Origin of the sequence: Pseudomonas leptonychotis, assembly GCF_004920405.1 — a bacterium.
Lineage (GTDB): Bacteria > Pseudomonadota > Gammaproteobacteria > Pseudomonadales > Pseudomonadaceae > Aquipseudomonas > Aquipseudomonas leptonychotis.
This window is the reverse complement of the sequence record NZ_RFLV01000002.1, coordinates 752,888-775,326: the sequence shown is the minus strand read 5'-3', so window position 1 is coordinate 775,326 and position 22,439 is coordinate 752,888. Positions and strand designations below refer to the sequence as shown.

The 22,439-nt window shown below is 57.9% G+C and carries 21 protein-coding genes and 2 pseudogenes; 8 read left to right on the top strand and 15 right to left on the bottom strand.

All coding sequences use genetic code 11. The annotated features are described in order from the left end of the window. Positions 1 to 129 precede the first annotated feature (129 nt). Genes D8779_RS14245 through D8779_RS14235 form a run of 3 tightly spaced genes read left to right on the top strand, consistent with a single transcriptional unit; the run spans position 130 to position 2,511 of the window. Complete coding sequence (locus D8779_RS14245) at positions 130 to 1,284, top strand: DUF5610 domain-containing protein (protein WP_136665124.1); 1,155 nt, start codon at positions 130 to 132, stop codon at positions 1,282 to 1,284. Between the two features lie 50 nt (positions 1,285 to 1,334). After that, positions 1,335 to 1,577, top strand: a complete 243-nt coding sequence (locus D8779_RS14240; protein ID WP_136665123.1) for a glutaredoxin family protein — start codon at positions 1,335 to 1,337, stop codon at positions 1,575 to 1,577. Between the two features lie 49 nt (positions 1,578 to 1,626). After that, the gene (locus D8779_RS14235) at positions 1,627 to 2,511 is read left to right on the top strand and encodes a chemotaxis protein CheV (protein WP_136665122.1); all 885 of its coding nucleotides are present in this window, start codon (positions 1,627 to 1,629) and stop codon (positions 2,509 to 2,511) included. Positions 2,512 to 2,770: 259 nt separating this feature from the next. Here the strand turns inward: D8779_RS14235 and D8779_RS14230 are convergent, their stop codons facing one another. Then, entirely contained in the window at positions 2,771 to 2,992 is a 222-nt protein-coding gene (locus tag D8779_RS14230) for a YgdI/YgdR family lipoprotein (protein ID WP_136665121.1), read from the bottom strand. Between the two features lie 77 nt (positions 2,993 to 3,069). Next, positions 3,070 to 3,648 (bottom strand): molybdenum cofactor guanylyltransferase MobA, encoded by a 579-nt coding sequence (gene mobA, locus D8779_RS14225; RefSeq protein WP_136665120.1) that lies wholly within the window; start codon positions 3,646 to 3,648, stop codon positions 3,070 to 3,072. Between the two features lie 67 nt (positions 3,649 to 3,715). On the opposite strand from mobA, the gene moaB reads away from it, so the two are divergent. Then, positions 3,716 to 4,255 (top strand): molybdenum cofactor biosynthesis protein B, encoded by a 540-nt coding sequence (gene moaB, locus D8779_RS14220; protein WP_136665119.1) that lies wholly within the window; start codon positions 3,716 to 3,718, stop codon positions 4,253 to 4,255. Continuing rightward, positions 4,252 to 5,466, top strand: coding sequence for a molybdopterin molybdotransferase MoeA (locus tag D8779_RS14215; protein WP_136665118.1), 1,215 nt, complete (start codon positions 4,252 to 4,254; stop codon positions 5,464 to 5,466). Before moaB ends, D8779_RS14215 begins: the two co-directional genes overlap by 4 nt. A gap of 407 nt (positions 5,467 to 5,873) precedes the next feature. On the opposite strand, the gene gliR is transcribed toward D8779_RS14215, so the two are convergent. Continuing rightward, positions 5,874 to 6,899 carry an AraC family transcriptional regulator GliR gene (gene gliR, locus D8779_RS14210; protein WP_136665117.1) on the bottom strand — a complete coding sequence of 342 codons (1,026 nt, stop codon included), beginning with the start codon at positions 6,897 to 6,899 and terminating at the stop codon, positions 5,874 to 5,876. 120 nt (positions 6,900 to 7,019) lie between these two features. Here gliR and D8779_RS14205 point away from each other — a divergent pair, with 120 nt between their 5' ends. From D8779_RS14205 to D8779_RS14195, 3 genes are read left to right on the top strand one after another with little or no spacing between them, the layout of a single operon-like run. Beyond that, positions 7,020 to 8,615 carry an FAD-binding oxidoreductase gene (locus D8779_RS14205; RefSeq protein ID WP_136665116.1) on the top strand — a complete coding sequence of 532 codons (1,596 nt, stop codon included), beginning with the start codon at positions 7,020 to 7,022 and terminating at the stop codon, positions 8,613 to 8,615. A 2-nt stretch (positions 8,616 to 8,617) separates the two neighbouring features. Then, positions 8,618 to 10,201, top strand: coding sequence for a glycerol-3-phosphate dehydrogenase/oxidase (locus D8779_RS14200; RefSeq protein ID WP_136665115.1), 1,584 nt, complete (start codon positions 8,618 to 8,620; stop codon positions 10,199 to 10,201). A gap of 20 nt (positions 10,202 to 10,221) precedes the next feature. Next, positions 10,222 to 11,781 (top strand): FGGY-family carbohydrate kinase, encoded by a 1,560-nt coding sequence (locus tag D8779_RS14195; protein WP_136665175.1) that lies wholly within the window; start codon positions 10,222 to 10,224, stop codon positions 11,779 to 11,781. A gap of 12 nt (positions 11,782 to 11,793) precedes the next feature. On the opposite strand, the gene D8779_RS14190 is transcribed toward D8779_RS14195, so the two are convergent. The 12 genes and pseudogenes from D8779_RS14190 to D8779_RS14140 all read right to left on the bottom strand — a co-directional run bounded on the left by D8779_RS14190 (position 11,794) and on the right by D8779_RS14140 (position 22,333). Next, positions 11,794 to 12,432: a response regulator gene (locus D8779_RS14190; RefSeq protein ID WP_136665114.1), complete on the bottom strand. Its 639-nt coding sequence runs from the start codon at positions 12,430 to 12,432 to the stop codon at positions 11,794 to 11,796. A 260-nt stretch (positions 12,433 to 12,692) separates the two neighbouring features. Further along, on the bottom strand, positions 12,693 to 13,760 hold the full coding sequence (locus tag D8779_RS14185) for a protein-glutamate methylesterase/protein-glutamine glutaminase (protein ID WP_136665113.1): 1,068 nt from the start codon (positions 13,758 to 13,760) through the stop codon (positions 12,693 to 12,695). Then, on the bottom strand, positions 13,757 to 14,236 hold the full coding sequence (locus tag D8779_RS14180; protein WP_136665112.1) for a chemotaxis protein CheD: 480 nt from the start codon (positions 14,234 to 14,236) through the stop codon (positions 13,757 to 13,759). Before D8779_RS14180 ends, D8779_RS14185 begins: the two co-directional genes overlap by 4 nt. After that, a complete protein-coding gene (locus D8779_RS14175) occupies positions 14,233 to 15,042 on the bottom strand; it encodes a CheR family methyltransferase (protein ID WP_240789736.1) in 810 nt (269 codons plus the stop codon). The genes D8779_RS14180 and D8779_RS14175 overlap by 4 nt, the downstream gene beginning before the upstream one ends. A gap of 1 nt (position 15,043) precedes the next feature. Continuing rightward, positions 15,044 to 15,556, bottom strand: a complete 513-nt coding sequence (locus D8779_RS14170) for a chemotaxis protein CheW (RefSeq protein WP_136665110.1) — start codon at positions 15,554 to 15,556, stop codon at positions 15,044 to 15,046. Between the two features lie 11 nt (positions 15,557 to 15,567). Continuing rightward, a pseudogene (locus tag D8779_RS21135) lies at positions 15,568 to 16,593 on the bottom strand (methyl-accepting chemotaxis protein); the annotation flags it as partial. A 132-nt stretch (positions 16,594 to 16,725) separates the two neighbouring features. Next, positions 16,726 to 17,196: pseudogene (locus tag D8779_RS21130) on the bottom strand (MCP four helix bundle domain-containing protein); the annotation flags it as partial. Between the two features lie 14 nt (positions 17,197 to 17,210). Further along, a complete protein-coding gene (locus D8779_RS14160) occupies positions 17,211 to 19,445 on the bottom strand; it encodes a chemotaxis protein CheA (RefSeq protein WP_136665108.1) in 2,235 nt (744 codons plus the stop codon). 11 nt (positions 19,446 to 19,456) lie between these two features. Further along, positions 19,457 to 19,780 carry an STAS domain-containing protein gene (locus D8779_RS14155; RefSeq protein ID WP_136665107.1) on the bottom strand — a complete coding sequence of 108 codons (324 nt, stop codon included), beginning with the start codon at positions 19,778 to 19,780 and terminating at the stop codon, positions 19,457 to 19,459. Between the two features lies 1 nt (position 19,781). Continuing rightward, positions 19,782 to 20,150, bottom strand: coding sequence for a response regulator (locus D8779_RS14150; protein ID WP_136665106.1), 369 nt, complete (start codon positions 20,148 to 20,150; stop codon positions 19,782 to 19,784). A 21-nt stretch (positions 20,151 to 20,171) separates the two neighbouring features. Beyond that, positions 20,172 to 20,894, bottom strand: a complete 723-nt coding sequence (locus D8779_RS14145) for a methyl-accepting chemotaxis protein (RefSeq protein WP_420875609.1) — start codon at positions 20,892 to 20,894, stop codon at positions 20,172 to 20,174. 740 nt (positions 20,895 to 21,634) lie between these two features. Then, entirely contained in the window at positions 21,635 to 22,333 is a 699-nt protein-coding gene (locus tag D8779_RS14140) for a pirin family protein (RefSeq protein ID WP_136665104.1), read from the bottom strand. Between the last annotated feature and the right edge of the window lie 106 nt (positions 22,334 to 22,439).

The window sequence follows — 22,439 nt, the reverse complement described above, 5'->3', positions numbered from 1 at the left end:
AAACGGCTGTTGCAGCCGCGATCGCTCTAGCAGGTGCAGCGTGCCGTTGATCGGGTTATCGGTTGCTAGACTAAAGTTTCATCGCGCATGGCCGTCAACCAGTCAGATACACCGCCTAGGTATTTTGCTATGAACCCCCTGGCCTCAAATTTATCATCCGCATCACGTCCTACTGCCGCCGCCGCTCAGCCTGTTGTGCGCAATGCTGCTGACGCGCAGGCGACTCTTGCCAATCGTCTGGCTGAACGCTTGGGCCTCGAGCCGGGCGCACTGGCCGGCAAGGCCAATGACTACACCCCGGAGAAAGTCGCCGGGCGCATTCTCAGCTTTATCGAGCAGCGCCTGCAAAGCGAACAAGCCGGCGGTGCCGATACCGGTAAGCTGCAAAAGCTTCTCGACCAAGCCCGCAGCGGCGTGGAGAAAGGCTTTGCCGAAGCGCGCAAGATTCTCGACGGTATGGGCGTGTTGCAAGGCAAGGTGGCGAGTGATATCGACGACACCTACCAGAAAATTCAGGATGGTTTCAGCGACCTGAACAAGCGCTTTAATCCCGATGCGGCGCTGGTTGAGGGTTCAACCAATATCGCCGCCTACAGCGAGCGCTTTGCCGCCCAGGCCGAAACCTTTGATATGGAAGTGACCACCCGTGATGGTGATCGCCTGCGTATTTCCATTGCCCAGGCGTCGGCTAACTGGTCGCAGAGTGGCGTTGTCGCCAGCAGCAATGGCAACGGCAGCTCGGTGGTTGCCAGTAGCCAGTCCGGCAGTCTGCAGATTGGTACCTGGCAGGTCAGTGTCGAAGGCGAGCTGGATGACGAAGAGCGCGCTGCGCTGGAGAAACTCTTCGGCCAGGTGCAGGAGCTGTCCAACAAGTTCTATGCCGGTGATCTGTCTGGCGCATTCGATCGCGCCATGGCTCTAGAAATGGATGGCGAGCAGTTGGCGTCGATGTCCTTGCGTCTGACCCAAACCACAGTGCGTCAGGCCACCGATGCCTACAGTGCCGTGGCGCAAGACGGTGGCCAGGCTGCCAGTGCGGTTAATAGCTCGTTGATCGATTACGCTCAAGGTCTACTCGATGCGCTGCGTAGCGCTAATCAGGTCGCCGAGCAGGGCAGCGCCAAGGGTAGTCTGCTGGATCTGCTTAAAGGTGGCTTCTCGCTGGATGAGCGCTTCGACAGCGGCCGCTTGGACAAAGCTGAGCAGCTCAATAGCCGTCTGCTGGATGGCCTGCAAAACCTACTGAACCCCGCGTTAGACAGCAGCAAGTCTACGGACGCCTGAGTTCGAGGCAGTGCTAAACTGCATCTCCAGTAGCCAGTGGAGGTGCGCAGATGCTCCCGGAATGCCAACTGTTCGGTACGCTCGGCTGCCACCTGTGTGAGGTGGCAGAAGCGTTGCTGATGCCTTTTGTCGAACACGGTTTGTTGGTCGAGTTGGTCGATATTGCCGAGTATGAAGACTGGGTCGAGGACTACGGCTTGCGCATCCCCGTGCTGCGTCGTCGTGACACTGGGGCCGAGCTAAATTGGCCATTTGACGCTGAGCACATTGTCGCGTTCCTGGGTAACGCCTGATGCTCGATGAGCGTGAGGCGATCAATGATCGATTGAAGGAAGAAAACAGATGAGCCTTGTGCTTGGAGACGCCCTGTCGCTTCTGCTGTTCCGTTTGCACAGTGGTCGCCTGCTGGGTATCAACCTGCTCAAAGTCCAGGAAATCATTCCCTGCCCGACGCTGACCAAGCTACCCAGCCGCCATCCCCATGTGCGTGGCGTGGCCACTCTGCGCGGATCGGCGTTGACGGTAATCGATTTGGCCAAGGCCATTGGCGAGCAAGGAGTGCCTAGTAACAATGATGGTTGCCTGATCGTTACCGAGCTCAGTCGCTCGCGGCAGGGCCTGCATGTGCAAAGTGTGGAGCGCATTGTGCAGTGCTATACCCGCGATGTTCGCCCGCCACCGGCAGGCTCGGGTAGCAAAGCCTTTATCACCGGGGTTACGCAGATCGACGGCAAGATCGTGCAAATTCTCGATATCGAGAAAGTGCTGCATGAGCTGGCCCCCATGGTTATCGAAGAATTGGATGAGCAGATGTTGTCAGAGCGCGAGCGTGCGCTGCTCAAGGGCCGCCGGGTGTTGGTCGTGGATGACTCACACGTCGCGCTGCACCAAACCATGATTACCCTGCGCAAACTGCAACTGGACTGCCAGATGGTGCGCAGTGCGGCCGAGGCGCTTGAATTGCTGCAAGCGCAGTACGAGGCGGGACAACCGATCGAGGTGCTGGTATCGGATATTGAAATGCCGGAAATGGATGGCTACGACTTGGTGCGCACACTGCGCAAGAAACCCGATATTGGACAGCTCTATGTGCTGCTGCACACCTCATTAGACAGCACCATGAATACCGAAAAAGCCAAGGCAGTCGGGGCTAATGATGTGTTGACCAAGTTCTCCATCGTGGACCTGAGCAAGTCGTTAGTGCGGGCGTTCGAGAGCCTTCAGTAGCTGTTCTACGGTTATAAAAAAGCCCGCGTTTATGCGGGCTTTTTTATGGAATTTGGTCGAGAGGCAGAGTTGGAATCTGTGACTGTCTCGTCTCGAGTAAACACACTACCAAGCAGCGCTGTATGCCGAGTCGGCCGAGGTTGTGCTGAGAGGTGTTGATCGAATCAGGGAGCGCTTTATTGAGGATACGTTTTTCTGCGACGTATAGCAGAACCCAGGTGTCGTGCCTGATAAGCGTGGCGACACCTGGGTTATGGGCTTACAGCTCTTTGACGGTGCGCACTTGATCCTTGTTGATCTTGGCGCGCTTACCATCGAGTTGTTCGAACTCGTAAAAGCCCGAGTCTTCGTCAAAGCTTGGCTCGTCCACAGCCTGGATCTCACGGCCATCATTGAGGGTGATCACCGTTGGGGATGCGCAACCGGCCAACGCAACTAGGCCCAAGGTAAGCAGCAATGCTGGAATAGTCCGCTGAGTCATGGGTTTCTCCTTGATTAATAGAGGTTTTACCCACTGTGTGACGGGTTTTTGCCGGCCAAGTTCCCTGATGCCTTCAATCAATGATTAGCCAGCAGCTGCGGCGTATTGAAGTTGGCTAGGCGCGGGTCACCGGGTGGACATTCGACAGTCACTGGTGTGAGGCCTCTTAGCCAGCGCTGTGGGCTGCGTTCGCCCGTCTGCCAGGCCAGCTCGAGAGCCGGTTGTAGCGCACACGGGATAACGCTGAAGAGCGGTTCGAGAAATTCACCCTGGCGCACCACCACGGGGCGTTCACCGGCCTGGCTCAGCAGCTCATGCAGCAGGGCTCTATCGAGTTGCGGGGCGTCGCACGGCAGTACCAATAGGAAGGGCTGGCGCGCTGCGCGCAAACCGGCGCGAATGCCTGCCAAAGGACCCTGAAAGTCGGCATCGTCGTCACTAACCAGGCAGTCAGCAAAGGCTGCATAGCGTTCGGTATTGCGGTTGCATGAGATGATCAGGTCGTCAGTCAGTGGCCGCACCAACTCGTGCAGCCAGGCAATCAGCGGGCGGCCGTGCCAGTCGAGCAGGCCTTTGTCTGCGCCGCCCATGCGTTGTCCGCGACCGCCTGAAAGTAGCAGCACAGAGCAAGCAGGTAGGGGAGTGAGAGCGGGCATCGCGGAGCCTCCAAAGGTGGCCTGTGATATAACGGCGGGCATTATCGCCCATTACTGGAAGCCTGCCATGAATCACAAGGCCGAGGCACATTTCGTGCCCTTGAATATCGCGGTGTTGACCGTCAGTGACACCCGCAGCCTGGACACCGATACCTCCGGTCAGCTGTTTGTTGACCGCTTGCAGGCCGTCGGCCACCAGCTCGCAGCACGGGTTTTGTTGAAGGATGATCTGTACAAAATCCGCGCTCAGGTTGCCACCTGGATTGCTGAAGAGCAGGTGCAGGTGGTGTTGATCACCGGCGGCACCGGTTTCACCGGCCGTGACAGTACGCCGGAAGCGGTGAGCTGTTTGCTGGATAAGCATGTGGATGGTTTTGGCGAGCTGTTCCGGCAGATTTCCGTCCCCGACATTGGCACCTCCACCATCCAGTCGCGGGCCTTGGCCGGTTTGGCTAACGGCACGTTGGTCTGTTGCTTGCCGGGCTCGACCAACGCTTGTCGTACCGCTTGGGATGGCATCCTTGCCGAGCAGTTGGATAACCGTCACCGCCCGTGCAATTTCGTCGCGCATTTGAAGCCTGTGGTTGCCTGCGAGAGCCGGGGATGAGTGGCTGCGATCAGCCTGGTTTGATGCCCGTAGAGGCTGCGCTGGCGCGCCTGCTGACGTTAGCTGAAGCCTCAGCAATTGTTGAAACTGAGCGCGTCAGCTTGGCTGACGCCGCTGGCCGAGTATTGGCTGAGCCACTGCTGGCCGAGCTGGATCTGCCGCCTTGGGACAACAGCGCCATGGACGGTTATGCCCTGCGTCTGGCCGACTGGACGGGTGAGCCCCTAGTCGTCAGCCAACGGATTCAGGCCGGCAGCGCGCCCGAATCTTTGCAGCCTGGCACCTGCGCGCGCATCTTCACTGGAGCGCCGCTGCCAGCTGGCGCCGATACCGTGGAAATGCAGGAAAACGCCGCGCTCGCTGACGACGGCCACGTTACTTTCCGCGAGCCGTTGAAGCTGCGCCAGAACGTGCGTGCGCAAGGTCAGGAAACCCGTATTGGCGACAGCGTACTGCCTGCCGGCACACGGTTAGGTCCGATTGAATTGGGTTTGGCTGCCTCCCTCGGCGCGGCTGAGTTGCTGGTGCGCCGTCGACCTCGGGTCGCGGTTTTGTCTACCGGTGATGAGTTGGTCGAGCCGGGTCAGCCGCTTGGGCCGGGGCAGATTTACAACAGTAATCGTCGTTTGTTGATTGCTTGGCTGCAGCGTCTGGGCTGCGAAGTGATAGATGGCGGCATTCTGCTCGATGATCTTGAGTTGACCCGCGCGGCATTGGCTGCACTGAGCGACGTTGATCTGATTTTGTCCACCGGCGGTGTGTCGGTGGGAGAGGCGGATTTTCTCGGCATGGCCTTGCGCGAAGAAGGCGAGCTGGCGCTGTGGAAACTGGCGATCAAGCCTGGCAAGCCGCTGACTTGCGGCCAATTTCGTGGCGTGCCGGTGATTGGTCTACCGGGCAATCCGGCCTCGACCTTGGTGACTTTCGGCCTGCTCGCAAGGCCTTATTTGCTGCGCCGTTTAGGCGTGCAACGGGTTGAGCCGTTGGGCTTTCCGATGCCGGCTGGCTTCGTATGGAATAAAGCCGGCAAGCGCCGCGAGTACCTGCGTGCGCGCTTGGAGAATGGCCGTGTGGTGCCTTATCCGAACCAGAGCTCCGGGGTGCTGCGCAGCGCCGCTTGGGCCGAAGGGTTTGCCGAAGTGTTGGAGGATACAACCCTGACCGAGGGTGACAGCCTGCGCTTTATCCCGTTGAGCGAGATTCTTGGGTAGGGCAGTGCTGCTTTTAGGCCATTGAGTTACTTTGTTTGCAAAAATTTTTGTTTAAGTAATTTACATTATTACTACCTACAGTTAACTTTCTTTAAGCCTAGGTATTCAGCTATGCCACCAACTTTTTCTCCAAATTGAATGTCTTTGCCAAAATATGTTTCACCTGATTCAGAGTTGTAGTCATAAGTATAAACACCTAGCTTAATCCAGCATAAATAAGATTCTCCGCATTTCTTATCTGTCTCAAATGGGTAGTGATATAATATTGCGAATAAAACAATAATAAATAAAAACAGATAATTTTTATGTTTTCTTTGTATCGGAGCCATATGAATATTTATCTAAGGGCTATATGGATTGTCGTGAACATAGTTCAATATTTCATCTCGAACTTTAATCCATCCATCCTACGTTTTGCGCCGGCTTTCGCGAAATTCCCCCGGAGTCTGCCCTGTCCAGCTTTTGAAGCTGCGGTGGAACGAGCGCGACTCGGTAAAGCCCAGGTAGCTGGCGATGTCTTGAATCGCCAGGTCGCTGCGCAGTAGGTAATGCTCAGCCAGCTCTTGGCGCAGTTCATCGAGAATCTGCTGGTAGCTGGTGCCGGCCAATTGCAGGTGCCGTTGCAGCGTGCGCACCGTCATGTTGAATTTCTCGGCCACGCGTTCTTTGCGCGGCAAGCCATCCTTGAGCAGCAACCTGAGCGCGTTTTTCACCCGTTGCGGCAGCGGCTCGTTGCCGTCCAGTCCGGCCATCAGGGTCAGTGCATGTTCTTCCAAGGTGCGCAGCAGGTTGGCGTCGGCCTGGCGCAGCGGCACCGCGAGGTACTCCAGCGGCACGATCAAGGCATTGCAGCTCTGCTCGAAGCGAATCGGGCAATCGAAAATCGCCTGGTACTCCTCAATTGCTGCGCCTTCAGGCTGGGCATGCTCGAACCAGACTTCCTTGGGTGAGCGGTCCATATCGGCAATCCAGCGTGCATACAGCAGCCAGGACGCCAGCACGTTTTCCACCATATGCCGGCGGATCGGTTCGGCCTGGTGGCGACAGCTCCAGATCAGTTTGACCTGCTCGTTGGCGGCCTCGACTCGGCTAACGCCCATGTCGCCCACCAGTTTTTCATAGGGCACGATGCGGCTCATGGCCTCGCCTAGGGTGGCGCAATTCATGGTGATGTAACCCAGCACACTCCAGGAACCCGGCTGCACAAAACGCGCGCAATGCAGGCCGAACAATGGGTCATCAGACGCCTTTAGCAGGTGTGCAAGTAAGCGCTCGTGGGTTTCGCTGGGGATGCGCTTGCCATTGTCAGTCAGGTCTTCAGCCTTGAGCCCGGCAGCGCTCAAGGCCTGGTCAATATCCAGACCCAGTTGTTCGGCGTGGCGCAAATACTTGAGCAAGGCAGGGACTGAGGTGTAGCCGAGATTGTCGGTCATCTTCTTATTCTGAATGTCTTGATTGGCGATAGCGCCTGGCTTGATTCGACAGTGACGCATCGAAGCGGCCAGCTAGTATAGGCAGCCATTGAGGGTGACTGAAATATCCGGGAGAAACACATGCGACGTTGGAATGGCTGGGGTGATGAAGCAACAGTGGTGGAACTGCCGGCCCATGGCGAGGCTTTTCTTGCTGAGTTGGTCGGGCCGGGCCAGCTGCTTGCCGATGCCAGTCTGGAGCAAGTGGTAGCCCAAGTGCCAGCCTCGCGTTTACAGGCTCATCCGCTTATCAGTCTGGACGCCGAAGACCGTGTGCGTCATGCCCGTGGTCAGAGCTTGCCGGACTGGTTGGCCATGCGCTCGGGTGATTTTGGTGTGTTCCCGGACGGCGTGGCCTACCCGGAAAGCGCCGCGCAGATCGCCGCGTTACTGGCCTGGGCCAGCACGCAGGATTTGATCGTGATTCCCTACGGCGGCGGCACCTCGGTGGCTGGGCACATCAACCCGCAAGCGGGCGGCAAACCGGTGCTGACCCTGTCGCTGGAACGCATGACCAAGCTGGTCGAGATTGATCACGCCAGCCTGATCGCCACCTTCGAGCCCGGCGCCAACGGCCCGCAAGTGGAAAGCCAGCTGCGCGCCCAGGGTTATACCCTTGGCCACTTTCCGCAGTCCTGGGAGTTGTCGACCCTCGGCGGTTGGGTGGCCAGCCGTTCCAGCGGTCAGCAGTCATTACGTTACGGCCGTATTGAGCAGTTGTTCGCTGGCGGCAAGGTTGAAACCTTCGCCGGCACCTTAGAGATTCCGACCTTCCCGGCATCCGCTGCTGGGCCAGATTTGCGAGAAGTGCTGATGGGCTCGGAAGGGCGTTTCGGCATTATCTCCGAGGTCAAGGTACGCATCACCCGTTTGGCCGAGCAAGAAAGCTTCTACGCGGTGTTCCTGCCTAATTGGCAGCAGGCCTTGGAGGCCATTCGCAACCTGGCGCAGGCGCGGGTGCCGCTATCGATGCTGCGCTTGTCCAATGCCATTGAAACCAAAACCCAGTTGGCCCTGGCTGGCCATCCACAGCAAATTGCCTGGCTCGAAAAGTACCTGGCTCTGCGCGGCGCCCGCGAGGGCAAATGCATGTTGACCTTCGGCGTCACCGGCAGCCGTACGCAGAACGCTGCTTCGCTGAGGCAGGCAAAGAAATTGCTCAAAGGCTTTGGCGGCATTTTTACCGGTACGTTGCTTGGTAAAAAGTGGGCAGAGAACCGCTTTCGCTTCCCGTACTTGCGCCATGGTCTGTGGGCAGCCGGTTACGCGGTGGACACTCTGGAAACCGCCACTGACTGGAGCAATGTCGACAACCTGTTGAATAAGCTCGAAACCAGCCTGCGCAATGGCCTGAGTGAAGAGGGCGAGCAGGTACACGTGTTTACTCACCTGTCGCATGTTTATAACGAAGGCTCGAGCATCTACACCACCTACGTGTTTCGTCCTGGCAGCGACTACAGCGAGGCCATGGCGCGCTGGCAGAAGCTCAAGCATGCCGCCTGCCTGACCATCGCCGAGAACCGCGGCACCATCAGCCACCAGCATGGCGTCGGTCGCGATCACGCGCCGTACCTGGCGGTGGAAAAGGGCGAGCTGGGCATGGCCGCACTCAAAAGCTTGGCGGGGCACTTCGACCCTGAACAGCGTCTGGCGCCCGGCGTGTTGTTGCAGGATTGATGATGACTAACTGGAACGCCGCCTGGCGCGAACAGGCTTTGCCTGAACTGGCAGAACGCGACTGGGATTTGATCGTGGTCGGCGGTGGCATCAGTGGCGCCGGCATTTTGCGTGAAGCGGCGCGGCGTGGCTGGAAATGCCTGTTGTTGGAGCAGCGTGATTTTGCCTGGGGCACCTCTAGTCGTTCGTCGAAGATGGTGCACGGCGGCCTACGCTATATCGCCAAGGGCCAGTTTGGCCTGACCCGCGACTCAGTGCGCGAGCGTCAGCGTCTGCTCCAAGAAGCGCCGGGCTTGGTCGATCCGCTGAGCTTTATCATGGGGCATTACCGCGGCGGTTTTCCTGGCCCCAAAGTATTTGGCAGCCTGCTGGCGGTGTATGACGCCCTGGCCGGCAAGCGCAATCATTTGTTCTATTCCTTGCAGCAATTGCGCTACCTGGCGCCTGGTCTGAAAGAAGACGGGTTGTTAGGCGGCACGCGGTTTTTCGACGCAGTGACCGATGACGCCCGTTTGGTCCAGCGGGTCCTCGGTGAGGCGCGTGGTGAGGGCGGCGAAGCACTCAACGGTATGCGCGTGGCCGAGTTACTGCGAGAGGACGGCCGAGTGACCGGGCTGCTCGCCAAGGATGTTGAAACCGGGCTGCGCTACGGTTTCAAGGCCCGTGTGGTGGTGCAGGCCACTGGCGTATGGGCCGATCAATTGCGCCGCAAAACGGGCCTGGAACATATTCGCCCGCTGCGCGGCAGCCACTTGCTGTTACCCGCTTGGCGTTTGCCGGTGGCGCATGCCTTCAGCTTTATGCACGGCGCGGACAAACGACCGGTATTTGTTTTCCCCTGGGAAGGTGCGACGGTGATCGGCACCACTGATCTCGATCATTCAGCGCCACTGAGTGAGGAGGCGCGGATCAGCCCTGAAGAAGTCGATTACCTATTGGCTGCCTGCGCTCAGCAGTTCCCAACCGCAGCAATCAAAGCGGCGGATGTGCTGTCGACCTGGGCCGGTGTACGCCCAGTGGTCAGTGATGGCGTGGCAGGGCGCAAACCTTCGGATGAAAAACGTGAACATGCACTGTGGATTGAGCCCGGCTGCGTGACCTTGGCTGGCGGCAAGCTGACGACCTTCCGCTTGCTGGCGTTGGAGGTGCTGCACGCTTGCGCGCCTATGATTGGGCGTAGCGTGGCAGACCATGGCGCCGCCACTTTTGCGGCGGTCACTAATCCGCCCATGCCGCAATTAAGTCCCGCGCAGCAAAAGCGTTTGGCCGGTCGTCATGGCCGCGCGCTGCCGCAGTTGTTGGCGCTGGTTGAACAGCTTGGCAGCGAGACTGTGGTGGGCACTAACACGCTGTGGGCCGAACTGGCTTTTGCGGCCGAGCATGAGCTGGTGCTGCACCTGGATGACCTGTTGCTACGGCGCACTCGCCTAGGCCTGTTGTTGGCAAGCGGCGCTGCCGCCGAACTGCCACGTATACGTGCGCTGTGCCAAGCCCGGTTGGGCTGGGATGACGCACGCTGGCAGCAGGAAGAACAGCGCTATCTGGCGTTATGGCAGCAGTGCTACAGCTTGCCGGTAGAGAAGTGATGAATAGAAAGGACAGTGCCTTGAATGAGCAAAGCTACCTACTGGCCATCGACAACGGCACCCAAAGCATTCGCGCGTTGCTGTTCGATCTGCAGGGCAATCTGCTCGCCAAGGGCAAAGTCGAGCTTGAAGCGTATTACGCCACTCAGCCAGGCTGGGCTGAGCAGGACCCGGAGTATTACTGGGCCAGTCTGGGTCAGGCCTGCGCGCAGCTCTGGCAACAAGTGGATATCGACCGGCGTTTGATCAAGGGTGTGGCGTTGACCACCCAGCGCGGCAGCGTGATCAATGTCGATGAGCAAGGCCAGCCGCTACGCCCGGCAATGCTCTGGCTGGATCAGCGCCAGGCCGAAGTGCGTGAACCGATCAAGGGGCCGTGGGGCTGGCTGTTCAAGCTGGCCGGGCTGCAAGGCACGGTGGATCACTTTCGCGCCCAGGCCGAGGTCAATTGGATCGCGCAGAACCAGCCGCAAATTTGGGCCAAGACGCATAAGGTATTATTGCTTTCGGGCTTTCTCACCCATCGCCTGTGTGGGAAGTTTGTTGATTCCTTGACCAGTTGTGTGGCCTATCTGCCGTTCGATTACAAACGCCTGCAATGGGCTAAGCCAAGTGACTGGAAATGGCAGGCCATCCCCGTGCGCCGTGAACAGTTGCCGGAGCTGTGCAAACCCGGAGAATTGCTCGGCCATATCAGCGCCGAAGCCAGTCGCCACACCGGTATTCCCGAAGGGCTGCCGCTGATTGCGGCGGGTGCGGACAAAGCCTGCGAAGTGCTCGGCGCGGGCGGCGTTGAGCCGTCCACTGCCTGTTTGTCATATGGCACCACGGCAACGATCAACACCACGCGCAGCCGCTATCTGGAAACCGTGCCGCTGATTCCGCCTTACCCCTCGGCCATTCCCGATCATTTCAATACTGAGGTGATGATTTATCGCGGCTTCTGGATGGTTAGCTGGTTCAAGCAAGAGTTCGGCCTGCGTGAGACGCAGCGGGCCGATGCGCTGGGCGTTGAGCCCGAGGCGCTGTTTGATGAGCTGGTTAACAGCGTGCCAGCCGGGTCCATGGGGCTGATGCTGCAGCCGTATTGGTCGCCGGGTATCCGCGAGCCGGGCCTGGAGGCCAAGGGCTCGATCATCGGTTTTGGCGATGTGCACACACGGGCGCATATCTATCGGGCGATTCTGGAAGGGTTGGCCTACGCCTTGCGCCAAGGCAAAGAGAAAATCGAGAAACGCTCGGGCACAAAAATCACCCGTTTGCGCGTTTCTGGTGGTGGTTCGCAGAGTGATGCGGCAATGCAACTCACGGCCGATATTTTTGGCCTGCCAGCCGAGCGCCCGCACCTGTATGAGACCAGCGGTTTGGGCGCAGCGATTAATTGTGCGGTAGGGCTGGGTCTATACCCGGATTACCCCACAGCCATTGCCGCCATGACCCGCGTCGGCCAAGTGTTTGTGCCTAATCCAGAGGCGCAACACACCTATCAGCAGCTGTACACGCAGGTCTATCAGCGTATGTACAAACAGCTTAAGCCTTTGTATCAGAGCATTCGCAAAATCACTGGATACCCGGCCTAAACCGCTAACAGGTCAGTCGTCTATATCAACGATTCCGTGGCGCACTGCATACAGCACCAAGCCAGCCACGTCATGAATGTCCAGGCGTTTCATGATTTGCGCTCGGTGCGCTTCAACTGTTTTCACGCTGAGGCCAAGCCCCAAGGCGATGGAACGGGTTGATTCACATCGAGCGATTAAACGCAGAATTTCCAGCTGGCGTTGGGTGAGTTCATGGTCTGGCTTGCTGCGGGTCACTGCTTGCTGGATAACCGGCCACATCACCGCCGAACTGAGGTAGTGGTCACCCCGGCTAATGGCTGTAAGTGCCAGAGGCAGTTCATCGAGGGTGGTATCTTTCAACAGGTAGCCGTCAGCCCCTTTTTGCAGGGCATCAAGCACCACATCGGCCTCGCCGTGCATAGAAAGCATCAAGACCTTAATGTGCGGTGAGTCGCGTTTGAACACCTGCAGGGCATCGATACCGCTGACGTTCTTCATCGTGATATCCAGCAGTACGATATCCGGGTTCAGCTTAGCCGCCATAGCAATGGCTTGGCCGCCGTCTTCGGCTTCCCCCACTACCGAGAAGCCGTCGATATGCTCGACCATCATGCGCACCCCCGCTCGTATCAGCGCATGATCATCGGCAAGCAGTAAGCTGTGGCCCATAGCGATGTCCTTTATCGTAAGGTTTCCAAGGTCGTTAATGCACCTCGGTTGGCGGCGCAACCGTCATTCATTGACGGAAGACAGCAAGGCCGCAGAAGGGATGCCTCTTGAGTTATTGGTTGATTTTTAGGTTAGGTGCTATTTGTCAGCGCCGCAAAGACGCATCCATTCTAAGCCCAGCAGTTTTTCTCACTTGGGCGCATAGGTTCGGGTCAGCGACTGGGAGTGGCTAACGGCTTATTGATGAATTGTTCTGCGCCCTAACGGGCTTTTGTAGACAAATCGCTGCGGGCATACTGGGTGATCAGTGCCGCTATGTTACCGAGCGATACACTGCGTTGGGCCGCGCCAAGGTTTAACGCTTCTTTGGGCATGCCAAAGACCACGCAACTGGCTTCGTCTTGCGCCACAGTTTTGCCTCCTGCCTCACGCATGGTTAGCAAGCCACGGGCACCATCATCACCCATACCGGTCATGATAACGCCCAAGGCATTGGCTCCAGCCTGTTGCGCCACGGAGCGGAACAGTACGTCGACTGAGGGCTTATGCCGGTTGATCGGCGGGCCATCCAGGATTTCAACACAGTACTGCGCGCCGTTTCGCTTGAGCTGCATATGCCGGCCGCCCGGAGCAACTAAAGCCAGCCCAGGATGAACCCGGTCAAGATGACGTGCTTCGCGCACTTCAATCTGGCAGAGGCTGTTTAGGCGTTGGGCAAAGGCTGCGGTAAATTTTTCAGGCATGTGCTGAACAATGACAATGCCCGGTGAGTCGGTTGGGAGCTGGCGCAAAACCTGCTCTAAGGCCTGGGTACCGCCGGTGGAGGTACCCAGCGCGACAATTCGTTCGGTGGTGGTAAATAGCGGCGTCGCGGGTGGCGGGCTTGGTTCCGGGCGCTGCAGCTTTGCCGTTGGGTCTGGTAACGCACGGGGGTGACTGCGTGCGGCGATCTCGATCTGCCGGATAAGCTCTGCTGATAGCGCGTGTAAGCTGTCCTTTAACCCCACTTGGGCTTTGGTGAAAACACCCACGGCGCCAGCCGCTAAGGCTTCCAGGGTAATCGGCGCACCCGCTTCAGTGAGTGTTGAGCAAATTAGCGTGGGCGTTGGCCGCTCGCTCATGATTTTGCGCAGGAAGGTCAGTCCGTCCATGCGGGGCATTTCCACATCCAATACCAATACATCCGGCCAATCGCGCTGCATCTTTTCCAGGGCAAAGAGCGGATCAGCAGCCTGACCAATTACTTGGATGCCCGGATGGCTTTGCAGGCAGGCGCTAAGCACCTGGCGCACCAGGGCTGAGTCGTCAACGATGAACACCTTGATCATTCGCGTATCCTCAGCTGGTTACAGTCTTGCAGGTCCTTACAAGTGACTTTGCCAGTGCGTGCATCAAGGGACAGACGCCTGTAGCTCCCCCCCAGCGCTTGCTGGTCAATGCGCCAGCCCAGCAACTCAAACTGCTCGCAGGAAAAACTTACATTCTTGGCGGCAACATTAAGGTCGCTTCCACGCTTGGATTCCATTTGTGTCCCCCCCCCGAATAACCCCTTGAGGTACTCGCTGGGTTGGGTGCCCAAACGTGCCATGTCGGCTTGTAACTGGTTAAAGACAGCCTCGCCGTAGTGGGTGTCCTGAGGATCGAAGCGTTGCCCGCGTGGCAGTAAAAAGTGGGTCAACGCCGCCAACTGCAAGCGCGGGTGCCAGAGTGTGACGGCCACGCAGGAGCCCAGCAGGGTCAGCAAATTGCCATCGTATTGACCAAAAAAGTAATCGCCCGGCATAAGAAATTGCTGATTACTCATCGGGTTTGATACACCGAAGGGGCCAAGGTACGAATGGGTAAATCAAGGCCATGCAGACTTTCGGCATGACCGATGAACAGCATGCCCTCCGGACGCAGCTGCTCAAGTATGCGGGCGACAATGCTGCGTTTATCCTCAGGCGAAAAATAGATGAGGACGTTGCGCAGGAAAATCACATCATACTGGCCGATATCCGCCGGTAATGGACGCATCAGATTGACCTCCCGGGTTGTTACCCGGTTGCGCAATTCAGGCTCAACGCGAAATTGCCCTTCATAGTCACCGACACCACGGCGGCAATAGCGCTTAAGCCAGCCGGGGGTAAATGTCTTGGCTTCATCCATGGGATAAATCGCCTCGCGCGCCTTTTCCAGCATGCGCTGGCTGAGGTCGCTGGCCAGAATCGACCAGTCTTTAGTGCGTGCATGTTCGGCCATCACCATGGCCAGGCTGTAGGCTTCTTCTCCAGATGAGCAGGCTGCACTCCATAGGCGCACTTGGCCCTGACGTGTGGCCAGCCAGCGCAATAAGAAGGCGAAATGTTGCGGTTCGCGGAAAAAGAATGTCTCGTTAGTAGTGAGTAGGTCGATGACCAGTCGACGTTCTTCAACGTGCTGCTTGTTGTTGAGCAGCGCCATGTACTCGCTGTAACTGGACAGGCCCAGTACGCGCAGGCGGCGCAACAAGCGCCCGGCCATTAATGGTCGCTTGTGCTCGGTCATGTGAATGCCGGAGGCCTCGACCATGAGTTGCTGCAATTGCTGAAACTCGCGGTCGCCGAGAATAGGTAGGCTGGCTACGGTCACTTCAGTTTGCCCGCGCCACAGCACGGTTGAGTTCGAGGATGTCTTCCAGTGAGAGCACCCGTCGTACATCGAGCATGATGGTGAAACCGCGCTCGTCGCGGGCCATGCCGGCAATAAAGTCGGTGCGAATGCCCGCGCCGAAGGTCGGCGCGGTTTCGACGTCCGCTGCTTCTATGTCCAGCACCGCATCCACCGCATCGACCACCAGGCCGATGCGTTGCTGCTGCTCATTGAGTTCCAGTTCAATGATGATGATGCAGGTCCGTTTGCTGGGTTGTGTCAGTTCTGCACCCAGGCGCGCAGCCAGGTCCAACACCGGCACAACATTGCCGCGCAGGTTGATAACCCCATGGATGCAGGCGGGCATCATCGGCACTGTGGTGATCTGGCCGTATTCAATAATCTCTCTGACCAGTTCGATCGGCAGCGCATAGCGAGCTTTACGCACCCGAAAGGAGAGATGCTGCACGTTGGTAGGCGTGCTCTCGCTATTTATAACTTGAGGCAGGTTCATGGACGAACTCCTCAGTGGAAATTAACGAACTGGCTGTCATCGACCATGCCACTGCCGGACGAGTCCCCACGAATTATGCGGTTTTGGCGCTGTGGCATATTGTGCGTAGTTTCGTGCGAACTTTTGCTCGCGTGATTGGCCTTGGCCTTGGCTTTTTCATCGAGGCGGAAGTAGCTGATCAACTCCAGCAGCTGCGAAGCCTGGGCGTTCATTTCCTCAGAGGTGGCGGCCAGCTCTTCAGAGGCAGAGGCGTTCTGCTGGGTGATCTGATTCATCTGACCCATGGCAATGTTGATCTGCGTGGCGCCTGTGCTCTGCTCTTGCGAGGCTGCCGTGATTTCCTGTACCAGGTCAGAGGTTTTCTGAATATTTGGCACGATGGCATCGAGCAACTTGCCGGCCTGTTCGGCCAAGTGCACGCTGTTGCCGGCTACGCCGCCGATTTCTTGAGCGGCTACTTGGCTGCGTTCGGCCAGTTTGCGCACCTCTGCAGCCACCACGGCAAATCCTTTGCCGTGATCGCCAGCGCGGGCGGCTTCGATGGCGGCGTTCAGGGCCAGCAGGTTGGTTTGGTAGGCAATGTCGTCGATGATGCCGATCTTGTCAGCGATCTGCTTCATGGCCAAGACCATTTCTTGTACGGCGCGCCCCCCTTCGACCGCGTCCCCTGCGGCCTTACCGGCGATACCGTCGGTGACTTTAGCGCTCTCGGTATTCTGGGTAATCGAGGCGGACATCTGCTCAACCGAAGCGCTGGTTTCCTCGACGCTGGCGGCTTGCTCGCTGGCCGCCTGGCTCAGCGATTGCGAAGTAGCGCTGACTTCTTCAGACGCCGAGGACAGCGAATCGGCGGCGCTACGCACATCACCCATGATCGAGCGTAGGCGTTCGGTCATATGCTTCATGGATGCGAGCAACTTACCGGTTTCGTCTTTACGATCGACCAGTACCTCGATGCCAAGGTCACCTGCGGCCAAGCTGTCGGCCACGCTGACCGCGCGGTTGAGTGGACGGGTGATGCTGCGGGTGACAAAAAAGGCGATCAGAGCCGACATCACCAAAGCAGCCAGGCTGATGGCCATGATCGAGTTGAAGGCGTTCTGATAAATATCATCGGTTTCTTTGCCAGCGGCATTCATCATGCCGCTCTGCAGGTCGATGTATTTCTGCAAAGAGAGCTGGGCGCGATTAATCGAGGGACGCAGGTCAGAAACCATAAACTGCACGGCTTCTTCGCGGTCGCTACTGTTCAGATCAATGGTCTTTTTCAGCGCCACGAGCATGGCATCTCGGTTCACGGTGAATTCTGACATGATCGCCTTGCCTTGCTCATTGAGCTGCATGGCAAGGATCTGCTGCAGTTTTTCGTCGAGGTCTGCCGCGTGCTCGTAGGCGATTTTGGTGTCTTCGGCGGCACTAACTGGGTCAGTAATTGCTACTGTGGTGTAGGCGCGACGGGCAATGCTGTGCAAGTCACCGATCATTTTGAAGCCGATTTCGGCGCGTGGCCAACGGGTACCGACCACCTCGTTAATCGAGTTGTTGATGGCTGAGGTCTCGCGGATGCCAAGCACGCCTATCAGGCCCAGCAGGACCGTAAGCAGGCCAAAACCAATGCCAAGACGCACACCAATTTTCATATTGCTAAAGAAGTTCATACTGAGATTTCTCCATGTTTACCGCTGGTGTCCTGGCGTTGCTGGCCCATACGGGATTCGGCTGCACTCGCTTCGACGTGGTTTTGCAGATCACGGAACAGGCTTGGGATATCCAGGATCAGGGCAACTTGCCCGGTGCCCAGAATGGTGGAGCCACCGATTCCTTGTAGGTGCTGGAACAGGGGAGCGAGGGGCTTGATAACGGTTTGCAGTTCGCCGTGGAGGTGGTCGACGATTAAGCCAATCTGCTGGCGACCATGGTTAACGACCACTATGTTGCGGCGCTTGCTGGAGCTGGGCGGCAGGCAAAAATGCGCGGCCAGAGACAGGCACGGCAATGGCTTGCCGCGCAGGTTTAAGTAGCCGTAGGTTCCATCGAGCTGGGCATCGTCCTGCTCAATGCACTCGGTGACCATATCAAGCGGAATGACGAAGTTCTCATCGCCCAGGCTGACCAGAAAGCCGTCGATGATGGCCAGTGTTAGCGGCAGGCGAACACGAAAGGTACTGCCATGTCCTAGGCGTGACTCGATTTCGATATTGCCGCGCAGCGCATCGATGGTGCTGCGTACCACATCCATGCCGACACCGCGGCCGGACAGGTCGGACACGCTGTCGGCGGTGGAGAAGCCGGCGGCGAAAATCAGCGCGTGAATATCAGCTTCGTCGAGATTGGCCTGGGCATCGATAAGGCCACGGGCTATGGCTTTCTCACGGATTTTGGCGGTATTCAGGCCTGCACCGTCATCGCCGACTTCGATGACGATCATCCCCGACTCGTGATAAGCATTGAGGCGTAACAGGCCTTCGCGGCTTTTACCGGCCAACTGGCGCTCTTCGCCGGATTCAATGCCATGGTCGATGGCATTGCGCACCAGGTGGGTGAGGGGATCGGCTAACTTGTCGATCACCGACTTGTCCAGTTCAGTCTCTGCGCCACGGATTTCCAGGCGGATCTCTTTGCCGAGCTGCTGGCTGACATCGCGCACCACGCGGTGGAAGCGACTGAAAGTGTCACCAATTTCGATCATGCGCAGCTTGAGGGCGGCCTCACGAATTTGCTCGACATGCTGGTTGACGGTCTGAGTCGACTCAATGCAACCCTCATCGCCGTGGGAGCGAGCACGCAACTGAGCACCGGCAGCGCTGATCACCAGTTCGCCGACAAGGTTGATCAGTTCATCAAGCTTGTGTGCCGCTACCCGAATCTGGCTGCTTTCATGGCTGCGCTTGTCGCGCGCAGCCTGCTGTTTGTTCAGCGCAGCATTGACCGCCTGCGGCGGTACTATGCCTTCATCTATCAGCAAGGTGCCGATGGGCGGCTTGGGCTCGGTTGTTTGCGTCTGCTGTAACGCCAGGCCGGTGGCCAGTTCCAGTTCCGTTAGCAGGCCACTGGCAACCAGGATTTGGCCGATGCGCTCTTCGTTTTCTGGGAGCTCATGGATCAGCTGGATGTAGTCGTTTACAACGCTGTCCGGCGGCAGAATACGCAGGGTGCAAAAGTCGTGAATAAACTCAAATACGTCTTCGATTTCGGTTTTGCTGGCGGCGCTGTACAGATCAATCTCTAAGCCCAGGTAGCAGCGTTCCGGGTCCATTTCCACCAGGCTAGGCAGCGCCTCGTCGACCACCTGCAACTGGTTGATATCACCTAGGCGTGCCAGGTAGCGCAGGAACGCGGCTGGGTCAAAACCGTTGCGCAGCAGTTCAGCATGGAAGCGCAGGGAGATATGCCACGTACCGTCGCCACTGCTGCGACTAACTTTTTCTAACTGGCCACGTGGCAAACTTTCTGAGGCCTGAAGGCCCTGGCTTTCTATGGGCGCGGCATGAACCCCATGCTTGGCCAGTGCGCTCACCAGTTCATTCTGATGGGCGACATCAACCTGCAGAGCGCCACTGTCGACATCGATCAGTTCAACCATCGAACCGATTTCATCAAGGCAGCGCAGCATCAGTGAGATCAGCGCTGAGGACAGCTTGGCTTCACCATCACGCACGGCCATTAGCAGGTTTTCTAGGTGGTGGGTGAAATTCACCAGTGGCGTTAGCGAGAACAGGCCGGCCGAGCCCTTGATGGTGTGCATGACCCGGAACAGAGCGTTGATCGCATCCTCATCGTCCGGCGTTTGGTCGAGCAGCAGCAGGTATTGTTCAGCCTGCTGAGTAAGGTCTCGGGCTTCATCTATGAAGCTTTGCAGTAGCTGTGTCCATTGATCGCCATTGAGCATTGCGAGGGTCCTCAGCGGTTAGCCGGCATCACCGCCGGATACAGCGCCTGCAGGCGCAATAGTTCCAGCAGCTCGAGGACCGCACCACTCGCGTTGCACACTTGCAGCGTGGCCGCGGCCTGCTCTAGGTGATGCAGCACGGCAAGCAGCAGCTGAGCACCTGCGGTGTCCAGCTCTTCCAACTCAGCTAGGTCAAGTTGCCAGGAGTGGTCAGGATGCTCACCCAGCAGTTGCAGCAGCTCGGCATGGGCCGCTGCGACTTCGTAGATGGTCAGGCTGCCACCAAGGCGCATTTGAGCAGGCTGGCAGCTGGGGTCGTGGCTCAGCTGGAACATATCAGCCGACCAACTTGTCAACGGCTGCAAGCAGCTGCCGCGGCTGGAATGGCTTGACGATCCAGGCTTTAGCGCCGGCCGCTTGGCCTTCAGCTTTCTTGCCCTGCTCGCTTTCGGTGGTGAGCATGACAATGGGGGTGAAGCGGTATTCGCTGCGGGTCTTGACCTCTTTAACCAGACCGATGCCATCCAAATTGGGCATGTTCACGTCGCTGATGATCAAGTTGATCTTCTGGCCGTTGAGTTTGCTTAAGGCATCGCGACCATCTACGGCCTCAATTACTTGGTGGCCGGCGCCGGTAAGGGTCATCTTTATCAGCTGGCGCATGGACTGCGAGTCATCGACGATAAGTATGGTTTTGCCGCTCATTAAGGGACTCCTGGCGAACGCTTAGAAAAAGGTGACGTCACTGACAACAGCCTTGATGCGTTGGCCATGACGTTCTTCGTCGGTGGTGAAATGTTGACGCAGCTCAGTGAGCCAGCGCTGCGGATCGGCAATGCAGGGGTCCTGGTTTTGGACTGCCTGACACAGGCGCTGCAGGTCATTTTGCAAATGGTCAAGCATCTGGTCGGTGCGATCCTGAAACTGCAGGCCGACCACGATTTGCTCAATGTCGGTTTGTGTGGTCCGGGCGTCTTGTTGCAGCAATGCAGAGGTATCGGACAGCTCGGTGAGGTTCAGGTTGAGGCTTTGCATGACCTTGCCGGCAATCTGGTCGAGGTACTCAAGGTTGCTCTGCTCGTTGCCCGCCATTTGCTGGGCGGCGCTGACGGTCGAGTGAATCGCTTGGTTTATTTCCCCGACCTTGTCGCCCATGCGCTGGCCGGTTTCGGCAGACAGGGTAGAGAGCTTGCGCACTTCGTCAGCGACTACCGAGAAGCCGCGGCCATGTTCACCTGCGCGGGCGGCCTCAATCGCAGCGTTTAGGGCCAGTAGATTGGTTTGGCTGGCAATATCTTGCACGCGCTTGGCCATGGCCTGCAGCTCACTGGCATAGTCATTGAGATGTTCGATAGTGGCGAGCAATTGGGTTTTGTGGCCGCTGGCTTCGTGGAAGGCCTGAACCACTTCATTCAGGCGCTCCTGAGCCTGACGCAGGCTAGTGCCCATGCCGTCGCCGCCAATCACGTGTTCGGATTTGGCCAGCGTCTGGCCTAAACGTTGGCTGAGGCTGTCAAAGCTATTGAACAGCTGACGGATGTTGTCCTGAACCACGTCACGGACTTGACCGATGTTCTGCTTCCACATCGGCAGAACCTCAAGCAATAGCGGTTCTACTGCTGGTGCAGGTGTGTCCTCTTCGATGGGTTGCTCAGTCGGGATGGGCGCTGCTGATTGGGGACGCAGAAAAAAAGCCGTTATTGCGCCCAGAGCCGTGCCGCAAACGGCAAGCCAGGTTTGTCCCAAGGCAAGGCCGGCAAAGGTGGTGGTGATGGCTATCCAGAGGGCGCAGTAGGCGAAAACCATGTTGGCTCCGGTCACGGGCAGTGAAGGTCATCTGTAAATGGTAGGGCGCAATTGCCAACTGCGAACTCAGGGTTTCCCCTAGGCACAGCTAAGGTGCACCTTAGTGCCTTGCTAGCGCGGGGTTAATGCAGGGCTGGCCCCTGTGGGGTGGCGTAACCGAGGGGCTGGGCGCTTAGGCGGGGCCAGTGCATAGCACCCACTGCCCGGTATGAGCTGCCGTGGATGCCAAGACAGTGTGTGGTTGGCTCGGTTTAAGGGCCTTGGATAACGCGCAATTGGCAGCGAGAGGCCCCTAGATGGGGCAGAGGTGGGTTGTCGCCAGCTCGCTCTTAGCCGATGTCATCAGCAAATAAGGGGCTGACTGTTACCCACCTCATCAGGATTCAGGCTACATCCACCAGAATGACTTCACTGTCCTCGATAGCCGTAACCGTGATCACCTCAATATTGCTGACCGCCACGCCATCGCGGGTCTGTGCGCGAACGCCGTTGACCTCGATGCTGCCGCTGGCAGCGACCAGATAGGCCTTGCGCGTCGCGCCGATCGGGTACTCAGTGCTTTGTCCGGCTTGTAGGGTGGCAGCAGCCATCCGTGCAGGGGCGCGGATCGACAAGGCATCTTGGTCTTCGGCAAAGCCGCTGGCCAAGGTGACGAATGTACCGACGCGTTCGCCTTTGGGAAACGGCTTGGCTCCCCAGGATGGTGGTAAACCCACTTGGTTAGGTTGAATCCATATCTGGAAAATCTTGGTCGTGCTGTCTTCCAGGTTGTATTCACTGTGGGCGATACCCGTGCCGGCGCTCATGACCTGCACATCACCGGCTTCGGTACGGCCCTGATTACCCAAGTTGTCCTTGTGGGTAATAGCGCCCTGGCGTACATAGGTGATGATTTCCATGTCGCGGTGTGGGTGGGTTGGAAAGCCGGTGTGCGGTGCGATTTCATCGTCGTTCCACACCCGCAACGGGCCCCAGTTCATCCGCGCCGGATCATAGTATTCGGCAAAGGAAAAGTGATGGCGGGCGTTCAGCCAGCCATGATTAGCGCCGCCGAGTTCGACGAAAGGGCGTACTTCGATCATCTGCTTGTCCTCATTAAGCAACGCCTGCCGGTTAGCTGGAGCGCTTGGTTATCGATGTGAGGATGATCTAACAATGCATTGCGATTAAAAATGCGCATTTATTGAG

What these genes read in the sequence shown, in the direction of transcription:
- gliR (WP_136665117.1), bottom strand. Translation starts at nt 6,899, where the DNA reads ATGACCGACAATCTCGGCTACACCTCAGTCCCTGCCTTGCTCAAGTAT.
- D8779_RS14185 (WP_136665113.1), bottom strand. Translation starts at nt 13,760, where the DNA reads ATGATCAAGGTGTTCATCGTTGACGACTCAGCCCTGGTGCGCCAGGTG.
- D8779_RS14155 (WP_136665107.1), bottom strand. Translation starts at nt 19,780, where the DNA reads ATGTTCCAGCTGAGCCACGACCCCAGCTGCCAGCCTGCTCAAATGCGC.
- D8779_RS14240 (WP_136665123.1), top strand. Translation starts at nt 1,335, where the DNA reads ATGCTCCCGGAATGCCAACTGTTCGGTACGCTCGGCTGCCACCTGTGT.
- moaB (WP_136665119.1), top strand. Translation starts at nt 3,716, where the DNA reads ATGAATCACAAGGCCGAGGCACATTTCGTGCCCTTGAATATCGCGGTG.
- D8779_RS14170 (WP_136665110.1), bottom strand. Translation starts at nt 15,556, where the DNA reads ATGAACCTGCCTCAAGTTATAAATAGCGAGAGCACGCCTACCAACGTG.
- D8779_RS14145 (WP_420875609.1), bottom strand. Translation starts at nt 20,894, where the DNA reads ATGGGCACTAGCCTGCGTCAGGCTCAGGAGCGCCTGAATGAAGTGGTT.
- D8779_RS14160 (WP_136665108.1), bottom strand. Translation starts at nt 19,445, where the DNA reads ATGCTCAATGGCGATCAATGGACACAGCTACTGCAAAGCTTCATAGAT.
- D8779_RS14245 (WP_136665124.1), top strand. Translation starts at nt 130, where the DNA reads ATGAACCCCCTGGCCTCAAATTTATCATCCGCATCACGTCCTACTGCC.
- D8779_RS14180 (WP_136665112.1), bottom strand. Translation starts at nt 14,236, where the DNA reads ATGAGTAATCAGCAATTTCTTATGCCGGGCGATTACTTTTTTGGTCAA.
- D8779_RS14215 (WP_136665118.1), top strand. Translation starts at nt 4,252, where the DNA reads ATGAGTGGCTGCGATCAGCCTGGTTTGATGCCCGTAGAGGCTGCGCTG.
- D8779_RS14235 (WP_136665122.1), top strand. Translation starts at nt 1,627, where the DNA reads ATGAGCCTTGTGCTTGGAGACGCCCTGTCGCTTCTGCTGTTCCGTTTG.
- D8779_RS14190 (WP_136665114.1), bottom strand. Translation starts at nt 12,432, where the DNA reads ATGGGCCACAGCTTACTGCTTGCCGATGATCATGCGCTGATACGAGCG.
- mobA (WP_136665120.1), bottom strand. Translation starts at nt 3,648, where the DNA reads ATGCCCGCTCTCACTCCCCTACCTGCTTGCTCTGTGCTGCTACTTTCA.
- D8779_RS14205 (WP_136665116.1), top strand. Translation starts at nt 7,020, where the DNA reads ATGCGACGTTGGAATGGCTGGGGTGATGAAGCAACAGTGGTGGAACTG.
- D8779_RS14200 (WP_136665115.1), top strand. Translation starts at nt 8,618, where the DNA reads ATGACTAACTGGAACGCCGCCTGGCGCGAACAGGCTTTGCCTGAACTG.
- D8779_RS14140 (WP_136665104.1), bottom strand. Translation starts at nt 22,333, where the DNA reads ATGATCGAAGTACGCCCTTTCGTCGAACTCGGCGGCGCTAATCATGGC.
- D8779_RS14150 (WP_136665106.1), bottom strand. Translation starts at nt 20,150, where the DNA reads ATGAGCGGCAAAACCATACTTATCGTCGATGACTCGCAGTCCATGCGC.
- D8779_RS14230 (WP_136665121.1), bottom strand. Translation starts at nt 2,992, where the DNA reads ATGACTCAGCGGACTATTCCAGCATTGCTGCTTACCTTGGGCCTAGTT.